We start from the raw sequence: 14,124 nt of genomic DNA on the forward strand, positions 1-14,124 counted from the left end.
CACCGGGCTGACCGGAACACCAAGGCGAGCCATGTTGAGCGCCATCAAACTGACGGCAGTGCCGAGAGTCAGGAATTTGATTAGACCAACCGAGGCCAGCAGGTAACCCCACGGTCGTCGGCGCAGCAATAACACTCCCGAAAGGATGCATACCGGTACAACAATCCCCAAATCCATTGCTTGGATGAACATGCTGGTTGTGTTTTCGAGTAGGGGAACAGCGCCCGGCATGAATGTTGGCGCAATGCGTCCCAACCACGCCAGTGAGAGAAAAGCAGCTGCAAAGAACAACAATCCGGCAATCCAACGGCGCGGTAGTTTTTCGGAAAAATGGGCGGTCAGAGAGTTAACCTCAAAGGACATCATGCTCAACACGAAAGCAAACAGGCTCAGGCTGAAAAGAGCAACATAAATCAGGAAAAAAGGATTGTAGGCCGCGCCAAAACACATGGTGATGTAGGTGTAGAGAATAAAACCGAGGGTACCGGTCAGGAGAAGTTTGCCACGCAACGAACCTTTTTGGGTGAGGCGGTAAGATACACCCAGCAAGGGTAGCGCAAGGAACAGGGTTACCGCATCGTTTGCCTGCATTTGAGCGGCGGAACTGACCGTGTCCCAGTAGTACAATCCGCGGGCGTTGATAGTGACATCTTCTCCGCGGAAGTTGACCAGACTGAAAGGCTGACCGGCGGCGGGATATAGGCCGCCGCCAGCAGCAATCAAAGCCAGCCCGATAATGATTGGCACAAGTATGCGTAAGGCAGAAGGTGACTTCATTTTGCTCCACTTTCAGGCAAAGACCGATTCAGCGAAGGCGTTGATCGTATTCCAGTCGCGTAAATCTTCATCTTTGGCTTTCATCACATTGGAAATGAAACGGTCGAGGAATGAAAGTTTAGCCAGCTCCATTTTGCCGAGAAAGAAGACTTCTTCAGCGGGTGAAATCCACTCGCGGACCGCGTTCAAATAGGCCTGTCGGTTGGTGCGGCTCTCCTCATCATTGCCGCTGTTCAACATATGGACGGTAAAAACGGCAACCGGCATTGGTTCCAACAGGGTGCGGTTTTCCTTGATGAAATCAATGACTTCCGGCAGCCAGCTGCCCATCCGGATGGGGCTGCCCAAAATCACAGCGTCATAGTCCGACGGGTTGGGCTGTTTTTTGACCGGCAGGACATCTACGCTGTAGCCGCGCTGCGAGAGGGTTTGTCCAATTGTGGCAGCAATTTCGGCAGTTGAACCGGCGCGGGTTGAGTAAGTGACCAAAATTTTCTTCATGGCATTTTCCTTTTCAAGATTCATTTCGGGTAAGTCAACTTGGGGTTGGCGGGTAGCCGCGTAACCCAAACTGGAGCAGGTGAAGGCGGTAGCCGCCAGCCCAACTCCGGCGATTTTCAAAAATTCACGACGGGAAACTCTTTTTTCACTCATTCGATTTGCTCCATTTCGTTTTGAAGCTCAACCAGGAGCACCGTAACACCGAGATTATGCAGCTGACGAATCAAACCCAGCATGCCCGCCTGATCGGTTTGCAGATTAGACAGGGTTGTCCTGCCGTGCTGGTGGCTGAGGGTGAACCCGGGCGAACAATAATTCTGGAGGAAGTCTTCGTCCATGACTCCCTTGATGATGATGCGGTAGCGATCTGGTTGTGGTTGAGGTGGAACGTATTCATTCATGTCCCTAGTTTAGGACATTTCATGCTGAAATGGACTACATGGAGATGTAGTCTGAAAGTGGCGGAGAATGTGGTTTCTTTCTAAGATATTGACTACATTCCCGTTTTCAGATTTGGATGAATGGATACCTGTAAGATCGGTCAGGATCAGGGTGGTGTTAAATCAGACCCTGCCGGTGAGCTTCAGCGATGGCTTGATTGACTTTGGTGACCCCCAGTTTGCCATAGATGCCTTTCACATGAAAGCGCACCGTGTTCAGGCTGACGACCAGCTGTTCGGCAATTTGATTGTAGGTGTACCCCTGTGCCAGAAGTCGCAGAACCTCCAGCTCTCTTTCGGTCAGCGCTACGCCACCCAAGTTGTCATCGCCGGTGGAAGGCCGTTGTGGTAATGCACCTTGTTGTTTTTCATCCACTGGATGGAGCAAAGTCTCCGCTTCCGGAAAACGCACGATCTTAAGGAGGGGCAGCAGAGATGACTTTTGTTCAAAAAAAACGCTCCGATAACCGGCAGATATAGCAATTTGAGCCGCCTCTGCCAGCCATTGGCTGGCCTGTGCTTCATCCCCATTTTTGAAGTGAAGAATTGCCCCCAGTACAAGGTTTTGCAGCAGAGTGTAGTTCCGTCTGCTGGCGCGGCTGAAGTGAAGTATTCGCCGGGCAAGCTCCAGTGCTGGTGGGAATTGTTCAGAGTTTTCGAGAGCGGCTGTCAGCCTCAACCAGGCCAGCAGCAGGGTTTCGGAAAATGGGGTTACCGGCGAGTCGGGAGTGATACCGCTGACCGACAGGATTGCACCAGCTTCTAAATGATTTCCCTCCGCCAGTGCCAGAAGACTTTTACAGGAAAGCAATTCCGGCAGCACCCAGGCAGGTGCGCCTTTCTGATAGAACTGTTCGGCTTGCTGCAGGTACTGCCGGGCAGCAATGGGTTGACCTTGAGCGATTTGCAGCCGCGCCATGCCCACCAGTGAATAAACCGCTGAGGCATTGTGGCCGCTCAATTCGGCAAGGTGAATGCCCCGCTGAAAATGCTGAGATGCCTGCTCCAGCTGCCCACGATGGTAGTACACCCAACCCAGTGCGCCGTAAACTGCTCCCAGCACCGCCGGATAGCCATGCGGGTGTTGTTCCAGATGCTGGATGGCCTGTTGAGCTGTAACAGCAGCCAACCCTAACTGCCCGTATTCCAGGGCCATTAAGGTCAAATGTGAAACCGCCAGAATATCGGTTACCGGGTCGTCGTTTTTTCGACTGAGATGAATGGCGTTTTCCAATGCCGTACGGGCTTCCTCATAATTCCCCTTTTGCCTTTGCCCTGCCCCTAACGCCAGATAAGCCAGCGAGGCAATCCGTTCGTCTTTGCCGTTTAACAAGTTGATGGATTGCCGTGCAGATTGGATGGCTTCATCGAATTTTTGCTGAACCTGAAGAAAATTTGCTTGCAGGGCAAACCGCTCGGCTTTGATCAGGGCAGCCTCCTCAAAAACTGGTTCACCTTCCGGCAAGAGTATATCCAGCGATTGAAGGATTCCGGCCAGGCGGGGAAAGTTGCCCCGCAGCAGATACAACCATCCCAGGCCCAACAGTAAACGCGGATGAGAAAATTGAACATCCCCCGGGATTTGGGATAAAACCCCTTCAATTTGGCCAGCCGGCATATAGTTGATCCAATGCCAGATGTTCTTTTCCAGCAAATCCAGAACGGAGGAATAATCCTTTGCTGCCAGAAAATGGAAAAGACTTTCAGTCACCAGCCCTTCGGCTAACAGGGCCTGAGCAGCACGCAGGTGCAGATTGCGTACCTCTTTTTCTTCCATCCGATTTAACCGGTTGCGCAGCAGCTCGGCGAACAGGGCGTGGTAGCGGTAAAAGTGGAATTGCTCGTCAAGCGGCTGGATGAACAGATTGCTTTTATCCAGGGTTTCGAGTAAATCGGCACTATCCTGTCTTCCGGTGAGGATATTGCAACGCTCGGCACTGAGTGTGGAAAGCAAAGAGGTTTTGAGAAGGAAATCCTGAATATCCGGGGGTTGTTTGTTTAATACTTCCTCTGCCAGATAGTTCAGGATAAAACGCGTACCCCTGGTCAGGTCTTGAATCAGATGTTGCGGATGAAGATTACCCTGCAGGGATAAAGCGGCTAATTGCAAGCCGGCCGCCCAGCCTTCGGTGCGTTCGGTCAATGTCTGAACCACAGATGGTTCAAGGTCAATGTTCAAAAGGTCGTTGAACAATTGTCCGCTCTCCGGCGGTTCAAACCTCAAATCACTGGTGCGGATTTCGACCAGATCGTTTTGGGAACGCAGACGGGCCAGCGGAAGGGGTGGATCTTCACGGGAAAGGATGGCAAGATGAAAATCAGTCGGTTGATAGGCAATCAGGTCTTGAAGAAATCGCAAAATGATCTGATCCTGGATGTGTTGAAAATCATCCAGGACGAGGATGATGGATTGGTTCAATTGGGTAAGCGGATTGATTAATTCGGCTGCCAGCAGGTCGGCGGGCGGCAATTGGGCGGTCAATAGAATCTGAAGGACGTCTTCGCAGTAGGAGGGTATGGCCTGGCGCAGACAGGTGATCCACGCTGTGAAGAAGCGAATCGGGTCATCGTCGGCTTCTTCAAGGGCAATCCACAGCGCAGGCAAAGCCAGGCTTTGTAGCCATTGCACCAGCAGGGTGGTTTTTCCAAACCCGGCAGGTGCCGAAATGAGAATCAGGCGGCTGTCTAAACCGCGGTTGAGTTTTTCCAGCAGGCGTGGACGTAACACGCTTTTGGCGCGCAGAGGAGGAATTTTGAACTTCGTCCAGACCAGCGGCGTCATGTGCTGATTATATCAGGACATGACGTGTTCCAAAAATGTTCAATCAGGATTGGCTGGCGACCCCTTTCCAAAACAATTCCACGAGCTGTTCCAATTGTTGAGGTGTCAGTTCCGGTCGGAAAGCGGATTCACCGCTCATAAAGGGATACAACATTCCCAGCAAAGCCCATACTCCCAAGGCCGGCGGGAATGGGCGGAGTTCGTGGTTTTGCTGTCCTTCGATGAAAATCTGTTCAAGTGGTTGTAAAAACTGCTGACGATAATGCAGAGAGAACTGAGCGCGTAGTTCGGGTTGTAATTTGCCCATTTCCTGGGTCGCCAGCCGAATCACAGCGCGGTTTTCGGGCGGCAGGCGCGTGAAGAGCGAAAACACAAATGCGCGGATACGCGCCTGAGCCGTAATGTGATTGTGGAGGGCATCTTCCAGCAATTGATGAAAAGCGGTCAATCCTGTTTCGAGGATTTCAATTAATAGACGTTCCTTATCCACAAAATGATAGTAGAGAGCGGCTTTGGTGATGTTGCAGGCTTCGGCAATTTCTCGGATGGAAACACCATCGTAGCCGCGCTCCACAAAAAGGCGGGTGGTTTCGTGCAGGATTTTATCGCGCATCGAGAGGGGTGGATTATCCACCACTGAGGGCTTCATTTCCATGCAGAGTCTCCAATTCGCGCTGGCGGGTTTTGAGCCGTGTTGCGCTGGCAAACAGGATCAGACTGGTGAATGTGATGAATCCAAAGGCGGTTTGATAACCGCTGAAGGCGTTGCCTGCCCCAAAGGAAGCTACCAGTGCGCCGATCAGGGCGCTGCCGACCAGTTGACCGATACTGGTGAACAGCGTGACCAGTCCTTGTGCCAGCGAGCGTTCTTCGGTGGATGCTTCTCCTAACATAATATACCGGATTGGAGCGCCGAGCAAGGCGGTCAAGCCGCCGCCAATCAGCACGCCGGATAACAGGAAGAAAATCAAATTACCGCCGAGCAGGCTGAGCATGAGAAAACCTGTTGTCAGCAGAGCAGTTCCTCCCATAATCACATTGCGCGAACCGACCCGGTCGAGCAGCCGCCCGGCAAGCGGTGATCCGACAGCCATCGCAAGAATGGCCGGAATGAGCAGCCATGTGGCGTTTCTCTCGTTGATGCCTTGATTTGCCAGGCCGGTTACAGCCATGAGGGGCACAAATACCAGACTGGCTTCTGCCAGCCCGGCCCCGGCGGAAAGCAGGTAGGCCAGCCCCAATTGACGGCGGTTGAAAAGGTGGGCGGGCAGCATCGGCAGGCTGGTGCGGCGCTCAACCTGAATGAGAATGACCAGCAAAACCACGGCAAGGGCGAGAACCCCGCCAACCGCGGGGGTCAGCAGGCTGGCTGTCAGATTGGTTGGGTCAAGTTGATTCAAGCCAAAGGTCAAAGAAGCCAGGAATAATGCCAGCAGAGCCATGCCGGCGGCATCCAGCCGTCGGCTGGTAGCCGGGCGGGTAGCGGGCAACAGGCGCAGGCTGAAAAGGATGAGCAGGGCCGCGATGGGCAGGTTGATCAGGAACAGCCAGTGCCAGTTGGCAAATGCCAGAATGATACCGCCCAGCAGCGGGCCGATCAGGAAGGCAACGCCGAAAACTGCGCCAATCATGCCGAGTGCGCTGCCTCGTTTTTCAGGGGGAAAAGTATCGCCAATGACGGCGCTGGCAACCGGGAAGATGCCGCCGGCTCCAAAACCCTGAATGGCGCGTCCAATCAGCACGACGTTAAAGCTGGTCGAAACGGCCACCAATAATGAACCAAAGCCAAATAAGGCAATATCGAGTATGTAAATCCAGCGGCGGCCGTAGACATCGGAAAGTTTTGCCATGAGCGGGGTGCTGACCAGTTGGAAGAGAACGTAACTGCTGAACATCCATGCCAGTGCGCGCTCATCCACTCCAAATTCGGCGCGGATAGAGGGCAGAGCCGGGCCGAGAATGGCGATATCCAGCGCGCCCATCAGCACACCGAAGAAAAGGAGGAAAAGCAGTTGATTGCGTTGTTTGTTATCTTGCAGCATAGTGAAACCTCCAAATGTGCTTACTGACCGTTCGTTTAGTAAATATACCATAGATCAAAGGTGTTACTATCCTCCAAAGGGGTGATTTTCGGGAAAAAAGTACTTGACAAAGCGGATTAAATTTTCTATACTGTTAATGCGAACGTTCGCACGAACGTTCGCAAAGACCGGCCCCATCCTTTTCTACCACCTCTATCCAAAATGTCCCGCAGAGTTACCCTTAAGGAAGTCGCATTACGCTCCGGTGTCAGTTATCAGACCGTTTCCAAGGTGATCAACGGCCAGGTGCAGGTTGCGCCGGATACTGAAGCGCGCATCTGGCAAGCCGTGCGGGAGTTGAATTACCGTCCCAATTACACCGCCCGCAGCCTGCGCGCTCAACGCAGCTTTACGATTGGTTACTCCTGGCGCCCGTCCCCGCCTGATCAGGCTAACCCCATTCTGGATACTTTTTTGCAAAGCATGTTCCATGCTGCCGAGGAGCGTGGTTATTATTTATTGTGTTTTCCGTATCATTCAGAAACTCAACGACAGATTGAATCCTACCGCGAATTAATGGATACCCGCCGCGTGGATGCCTTTGTTCTTTCGGGGGTAGAGTACAACGATCCGCGTGTGCTTTTCCTGCTTGAACAGAAATTTCCTTTTGTGGCCTTCGGGCGTTCCAACCCGGAACTGCGTTTTCCCTCCATTGATGTGGATGGTGGTTACGGCATGCGCCTGGCCACCGAACATTTACTGGCTCAGGGTCACCGGCGGATTGCTGCGCTGGCCTGGCCGGAGGAATCGCGGGTGGGCAACAACCGCATGGAAGGATATTTTTCTGCCATGCGTGCTGCCGGCATTGAACCGCTGCCCGAATGGGTTCAGCGCGGCGAAGGGCGGTTTGCCTTTGGATATGAGGCAGCCAGAAATTTGCTGGCTTTACCGGAAGCCATTCGTCCAACTGCCATGGTCGCCTTGAATGATTACATGGCCGTGGGTGCAATCAAAGCCATTCAGGATGCTGGTTTTCGGGTGGGCAGTCAAATTGCTGTAACCGGCTTTGACGATACGCCCATTGCCCAATATTTGACCCCCCCGCTGACCTCTGTCCGCCAACCAGTTTGGGAGATTGGCGAACGCCTGATTGCGCTGTTGTTGAATTTGCTGGAGGCAAAAGACACCGTTGAGCAATTCGAAACCATCCTGATGCAGCCGCAGCTGGTCATTCGCGCTTCCAGCCGATCGGTTGAACCTGAACATTCCATGTCTGAGGAGGTGATGATTAAGCGATAAATCAAAACGAAGACTTTCCCCTTTCGTTTTACTGGCGACAAATGAAGCCACCCCTCCATGCTCCTGCCAGGGATAGGTTGGGGGTGGCTTCGACGGGGCGGCTTTGTCAGCCCTCCCGTGTTTGAGTATAACACTGCTTTTCAAGGAAAACACTGTTTTTCCAACTCATAATTCAGGAGAAGAAAGGTCATGAAAACCCTGTTGAAATGGTTTGTCCCCCTGATGGTTCTCAGCCTGCTGCTGGCAGCCTGCCAGCCAGCCGCTACCCCCACCCCCGAAAAAGTGATCGAGACGGTTACGGTGGAGAAGGAAAAGGAAGTCGTAAAGACCGTTGAAGTTGAGAAGCCCGCCGAACGCGCGGTAGTACGCCTTTCCGGTTGGGCAGCCAGCCCGGAAGAAACCGCACTGCTGCAGTCCATTTTGCTGGACTTCACCGTGGAAAATCCGGACATTGTCGTCAAGTATGAGCCCATCACCGGTGATTACTGGCAGCAGTTGAAGACTTCCATCGCCTCTGGCGTTGAACCGGATGTCTTCTATATGGACATTTTCCAGTTCCCGGCTTTTGTGCGCGATGAGGTTTTGCTGCCAATTGACGACCTGATGGCAAAGGAAGGCGTCAAACGCGATGATTTCATCCCCTCTTTGATTGATGCCTTCTCTGAGGGTGGTGTTACCTACGGTATCCCCAAAGACTTCAACACGCTGGGTTTGTTCTACAACAAAGATCTGTTTGCCAAGGCGGGCATTGCCGAACCCACCGATGATTGGACGTGGGATGACTTGAAGGCGGCTGCCGAAGCGCTTTCCGATCCCGCCAATAACATCTATGGGCTGGGTGTGCCGGCCGATCCGGGCCGCTTCCCGATCTTTGTCTTCCAGAACGGCGGCTCCATTATGACCGAGGATTACAGCGACACCCTGCTCGACTCGCCGGCGGCGGTTGAAGCAGCCACTTTCTACACCGACTTCCGCAAGAATCAAATCGGCGCCATTCCGGCGGATGTTGGCGAAGGCTGGCAAGGGACGGTGTTTGGCAAGGGGCAGTTCGCCATGGTATATGAAGGCGGCTGGTTGATTCCCTACCTCAAGCAGCAATTCCCCAACACCAACTACGGAGTGGTCACCCCACCGGCTGGCCCGAAAGGTGAAGGCAATTTGATCTTCACGGTTGCCTACGTCATCTCGCGCAACAGCAAGAATCCGGAAGCAGCCATGCGGGTCATCAATTATCTGACCAGCGAGAAGGCTCAAAACAAGGTCTTGGAAAGCGGTTTTGCCCTGCCTACCCGCCTGTCCCTGCAGAACAGCGAATTTCTGAAGACGAATCCGGCATCCAGCGCCATCTTCCGCGGAGCGCTGCAAGGTGCACGGCCGTTTGTATGGGGTCTGGTTGGCTCGGATGTCAACGAACAGATGGGTAAAGCGTTGGAACGCATCTATCTCGAAAATCAAGCGGTAGATGCTTCGCTGAAACAGGCGGCGCAGGTGATCCGCCAAAAAATTGCCGAAGTGAAGTAAAGCGGTCGTGCTGGAGAGGGTCAGCCCAGCAGCGGCTGACCCTCTCCGTGAAATAATGGAGGATGGAGGAATGACACAGACAGTTTCCAATCGTCCGGCGGGTTTATTTTGGCGCAAAGATAACCCGGAAAAACGAAAAAAACGCAGCGAAGCCCTCACCGCCTATATTTTTCTATTGCCGTATTTGTTCATCTTTTTCACTTTTACAATTTTCTCGATAGGTTACGCCTTTTATCTGTCTTTTACCCGCTATAACCTGCTGCGTCCGCCGGAGTGGTGGGGACTGGAAGGCTACCGCCGGGTCTTGTGCCTGGAGGCTCTCATGCCGCGCGGCGAGGATGCGCCGCCATTAGCGTGTGATGACCTGTTTATCAAGAAGGCACTGCCCAACACCGTCAAGTACACCTTGATTGTGGTGCCAACCCAAACCGTATTGAGCCTGATTCTGGCGTTTGCCATGGATCAAAAACTGCGCTTTCGGCGCCTCTTCCGCACCATTTACTATCTACCCTCCGTGACTTCTTCGGTAGTCATCTCCCTGATTTTTGTATGGTTATTCAGCCCGCTGGGGATTGTCAATCAGATATTTAACCTCAATATCAACTGGTTGAACGATCCGCGCTATGCCTTTTACACCATCATGATTTTGAATGTGTTCACCACTAGCGGCACGTTGATGCTCATCTTTCTGGCCGGCCTGCAGGACATTCCCACTGCAATTTATGAGGCAGCCTCGATTGACGGCGCCAATAAGTTCCAAACCTTGCGCTTCATCACCATCCCCATGCTGCGCCCGGTGGTGTTCTTCGTAGTGACGGTTGGCTTGATCGGATGTTTTCAGGTGTTTGACCAGATTTATGTGATGACTTCCGGGGGGCCGCTGGATTCGACCACCACGGTTGCCTATTTGATTTACAAGTGGGCCTTCCGGGATACAACGGTCAAGATGGGGCAGGCGGCCGCCCTGTCCTTTATTCTGGCGCTGATTATTCTGGTGTTCACCCTCATTCAGCGGCGGATTATCGAAGGCAGCGGCAGCGTTGGTTCGGCATGAGCGAGGTGAAAGAATGGCTACGATAACTCAAACCATTTCCAAAAAAGAATCCTTTTCCGATAAACTCATCGCGCTTTTAGACCGCCTCAAAACCCCCATCTTCTATGTGATTTTGATCAGTTGGGCCATTTTGTGCCTTGCGCCATTGTATTTCACGCTTATTTTCAGCCTCAAACCGGTTGCCAATGTGTACGATCCGCCCCTGTTCTGGCCGATTCCGTTCAGCCTGGAAAACTTCCGTGATGTGATTGGGGCTTTGCCGCTGTTTCCGCGCTGGCTGCTCAACAGTACCATCATCTCGATTGTGGTGACGGTGGCGCGTGTCCTGTTTTGCGCCATGGCAGGCTATGCTTTTGCCCGCATGGAGTTTCCGCTGAAGAAGTTTTTGTTCACCGCCTTGCTGATTTCGATGATGATTCCCGGCCAGGTAACCCTGATTCCGAACTTCCTCGTGGTTGGCCCGGGTATCATTCGCGGCGGATTGAAAATCGGCGATGTTACCATCCCTACCGGTTTTGGTTTGATGGACAATCTGGGCGGCGTCATTTTGCCCGGGATTGTGGCGGCTTTTGGCATCTTTATGATGACCCAATTTTACAAGAGCATCCCCAAGGAACTGGAAGAAGCGGCGATGATTGATGGGTTGGGGCGGTTCGGCATCTTCTTCCGTATTGTTTTACCCATCAGCACCACACAACTGCTGACTCTGGCGCTGCTGACCTTTCAGGGTGAATGGAACAACTTTATGTGGCCGTTGACCATTCTGCGCACGCCGGAAAACTTTACCCTGCCCATCGGGCTGAACTGGTTCCGCGGCGAATACTACACCCTGATTTCCAAGGTGCTGGCAGGTTCACTGTTCAACACCCTGCCGATTCTGATCATCTTCTTCATCTTCCAGCGCTACTTCACCCAGAGCATTGCCGGTACGGGGTTGAAAGAGGGCTGAGACTGAATACTGTTGCACATAGAGGGTTCATTTTATGCTGAATGATCGTAACTGGTTAATCACTGAAACTTGCTTTGACCTTGCCCGCCAGAATCATGCCGAAACAATTTTTACGATTGGGAATGGCTATCTCGGCACTCGTGGAGCGCATGAAGAGCGCTACCCCGGCGAGGAACGTACCACCTTCATTCATGGGGTCTTCGATGATGTACCCATCGTATTTACCGAGCTGGTCAACGCGCCGGATTGGCTTGACCTCAACCTGTGGTTGGGAGGGGAGCCGTTCCGGTTAACCGAGGGTGAAATTCTGGTCTATCAGCGCCAGCTGGATTTACGCACCGGTAGGTTGAGCCGTCGGGTGGAGTGGCGCAGCCCACAGGGGATGCTCTGGCAATTGGCCTTTGAACGGTTTGCCAGTCTGGCAAACCCCCATCTGTTGTGTCAGCGGGTCACGATTAAGGCGTTAGAGAATACTAACCTTGAAGCGCGTACGACCTTGAGTGGTGAAACGGATAACCTGAATTACAAACACTGGGACTGGATCGGGCAGGGATTTGGGCAGAACAGCGCATGGCTTCATCTGCGCACCCGTTCTTCTGGAATTGAACTGGGGGCTGCGACACGCCTCGTCGTCAGCGGCGGAGGTAATCTTCAGCAATCCGCCTGGGATACCCGTAACGCACCAACCCTGGTGGTAACCACGCAACTGAAAAGCGGCGAGATTGTCGAGATCGAGAAGATAACCGCGTTTTATACCTCACGTGAAACCAACGACCCTCAGGGAGCTGCCCGGCGGGCTTTGGAGACCGTTCCAAAACGAGCGTGGAAGGGATTATGGGAGAGTCACGCCCGCGCATGGCAGCGTGAGTGGGAGCGCTGTGATGTCTTGATTGAAGGAGATGATCGCGCTCATCTGGCAGTGCGATTCAGCCTCTTCCAATTGCTGGCCGCGGCCCCCCGTCAGGACGAACGGGTAAGCATCGGGGCTAAAGCACTCTCCGGTTATGGTTACCGCGGGCATGTATTTTGGGATACGGAAATTTTCATGCTGCCTTTCTTCACTTATACCCGGCCGGAGATTGCCCGTAATTTACTCTCGTACCGTTACCACACCCTGGAAGGGGCGCGTAAAAAAGCCCGTGAAAATGGTTATAAAGGGGCTCAATACGCATGGGAAAGCGCGGCCACCGGCGAAGAGGTAACTCCCACCTGGGTGCCGCATCCTAGCGACCGAACCCAACTCATTCGCATCTGGACCGGCGATATTCAAATTCACATTTCGGCGGATGTGTGTTACGCCATCTGGCAGTACTGGCAGGCAACCGGCGATGATGACTTTATGATTCATCGCGGAGCGGAGATTTTTCTGGATGTTGCCCGTTTTTGGGCCAGCCGGGCGGAATGGAATGCCGAAACCGGCTGTTACGAATTTACCGATGTCATCGGCCCGGATGAATACCATGACCATGTGGATAACAACGCCTATACCAATGCGCTGGCACGCTGGCAGTTGAAAACCGCGCTCCAGGTACTGGCATGGCTGGAAAGCCATCAACCGCAAAAGGCTGCCCAGCTCCGCGACCAGCTGGAACTGGATGAAAACGAACTGGCGCACTGGCAGGAAGTGGCAGAAAAAATTTACTGGCAGGAAGATGCTCAGACCGGTCTGGTGGAACAGTTTGAAGGGTATTTTCAACGCAAGCAAATTGATTTGCAGGCTTTGGAACCGCGTACTCAATCCATTCAATCCCTGCTGGGTATCGAAGGCGCCAGCGAAGCCAATATTCTCAAACAGCCGGATGTGGTCATGCTGGCCTATTTACTGCCGGAACTGTTCGATGAAAACAAGCTGCGGGCAAATTACGAGTACTACAACGCAAGGACGGATCATACCTTTGGTTCTTCACTGGGGCCGGCAATCCATGCGATTATTGCCTGCCGGGTAGGAAAACCCGAGGAAGCCTATGAGCATTTCATGCGCGCTGCGCTGGCCGATCTTGAGGATGTGCGCGGCAACGCCCATGATGGAATTCACGCGGCTTCAGCGGGGGGCATCTGGCAGGCCATTGTATTTGGCTTTGGCGGGTTGAAATTGGGAGAGAACGACTGGAACACTCAACCCTGTCTACCGACGCACTGGAAGCGGCTGGCTTTTCGGTTGAAATATCGCGGTCAAACACTGGAAATTGACCTGTTCAATTCATCGGGGAAGGCGGGTGAGGAATGATACGCGCTTTTCTATTCGATCTCGATGGCGTATTGACCGACACATCCGAGTTCCATTACCTTGGGTGGAAGCGGTTGGCGGATGAATTGGGTCTGTCGTTTGACCGTCAGAAAAACGAGGCTCTGCGGGGAGTTTCGCGCCGCGAATCGCTGTTGTTGCTGCTGAACGGCCGTCCGGCAACGGAAGAGGAAATGAACGAGTGGATGGAACGGAAAAACCGGTACTACATTGAGTATGTTTCCCGTATGACGCCGGAGAACCTGCTGCCGGGGGCGTTGGAACTGCTGAAAGAACTGCATCAGGCCGGCTACAAGGTGGCGATTGTGTCTTCCAGCAAAAACACGCCGCTGGTACTGGAGCGTTTGCAAATTGGGGAGTGGCTGGATGCGGTGGTGGATGGCAATGCCGCCGCACGCAGCAAACCGGCCCCGGATTTGTTTCTGCTGGCTGCTGAGCGTTTGGGGGTATCACCGGAGGAATGTCTGGTGGTTGAGGATGCCGAAGCGGGGATTGCTGCCGGAAAAGCAGCCGGGATGTGCACGCTTGGGCTTGG

General features: G+C 53.3%; 12 protein-coding genes. 6 read left to right on the plus strand and 6 right to left on the minus strand.

Going from position 1 to position 14,124, the window contains the following annotated elements; translation table 11 throughout:
- From ACWIZX_RS10040 to ACWIZX_RS10065, 6 genes are all read right to left on the minus strand, one after another.
- Window positions 1-777: hypothetical protein (locus ACWIZX_RS10040; protein ID WP_448335658.1), on the minus strand; the 777-nt coding region annotated here is incomplete at its 3' end.
- Between the two features lie 12 nt (window positions 778-789).
- Window positions 790-1,431, minus strand: coding sequence for a flavodoxin domain-containing protein (locus tag ACWIZX_RS10045; RefSeq protein WP_322792784.1), 642 nt, complete (start codon window positions 1,429-1,431; stop codon window positions 790-792).
- On the minus strand, window positions 1,428-1,679 hold the full coding sequence (locus ACWIZX_RS10050; RefSeq protein ID WP_322792783.1) for a hypothetical protein: 252 nt from the start codon (window positions 1,677-1,679) through the stop codon (window positions 1,428-1,430). The genes ACWIZX_RS10045 and ACWIZX_RS10050 overlap by 4 nt, the downstream gene beginning before the upstream one ends.
- Window positions 1,680-1,836: 157 nt before the next feature.
- Entirely contained in the window at window positions 1,837-4,500 is a 2,664-nt protein-coding gene (locus ACWIZX_RS10055) for a LuxR C-terminal-related transcriptional regulator (protein ID WP_448335659.1), read from the minus strand.
- A gap of 43 nt (window positions 4,501-4,543) precedes the next feature.
- Window positions 4,544-5,155 (minus strand): TetR/AcrR family transcriptional regulator, encoded by a 612-nt coding sequence (locus ACWIZX_RS10060; RefSeq protein WP_448335660.1) that lies wholly within the window; start codon window positions 5,153-5,155, stop codon window positions 4,544-4,546.
- On the minus strand, window positions 5,127-6,542 hold the full coding sequence (locus ACWIZX_RS10065) for an MFS transporter (protein ID WP_322791870.1): 1,416 nt from the start codon (window positions 6,540-6,542) through the stop codon (window positions 5,127-5,129). The genes ACWIZX_RS10060 and ACWIZX_RS10065 overlap by 29 nt, the downstream gene beginning before the upstream one ends.
- A 201-nt stretch (window positions 6,543-6,743) precedes the next feature.
- Here ACWIZX_RS10065 and ACWIZX_RS10070 point away from each other — a divergent pair, with 201 nt between their 5' ends.
- The 6 genes from ACWIZX_RS10070 to pgmB all read left to right on the plus strand — a co-directional run.
- Entirely contained in the window at window positions 6,744-7,820 is a 1,077-nt protein-coding gene (locus ACWIZX_RS10070) for a LacI family DNA-binding transcriptional regulator (RefSeq protein ID WP_448335661.1), read from the plus strand.
- 189 nt (window positions 7,821-8,009) lie between these two features.
- Complete coding sequence (locus tag ACWIZX_RS10075) at window positions 8,010-9,341, plus strand: extracellular solute-binding protein (RefSeq protein WP_448335662.1); 1,332 nt, start codon at window positions 8,010-8,012, stop codon at window positions 9,339-9,341.
- A 70-nt stretch (window positions 9,342-9,411) separates the two neighbouring features.
- On the plus strand, window positions 9,412-10,395 hold the full coding sequence (locus ACWIZX_RS10080; protein ID WP_448335663.1) for a carbohydrate ABC transporter permease: 984 nt from the start codon (window positions 9,412-9,414) through the stop codon (window positions 10,393-10,395).
- A gap of 13 nt (window positions 10,396-10,408) precedes the next feature.
- Window positions 10,409-11,344 (plus strand): carbohydrate ABC transporter permease, encoded by a 936-nt coding sequence (locus ACWIZX_RS10085; RefSeq protein ID WP_322794596.1) that lies wholly within the window; start codon window positions 10,409-10,411, stop codon window positions 11,342-11,344.
- Between the two features lie 34 nt (window positions 11,345-11,378).
- Entirely contained in the window at window positions 11,379-13,571 is a 2,193-nt protein-coding gene (locus ACWIZX_RS10090) for a glycoside hydrolase family 65 protein (protein WP_448335664.1), read from the plus strand.
- A partial coding sequence (gene pgmB / locus ACWIZX_RS10095) for a beta-phosphoglucomutase (RefSeq protein ID WP_448335665.1) occupies window positions 13,568-14,124 on the plus strand: 557 nt, incomplete at its 3' end. The genes ACWIZX_RS10090 and pgmB, both read left to right, overlap by 4 nt.

This window comes from Bellilinea sp., from assembly GCF_053501535.1.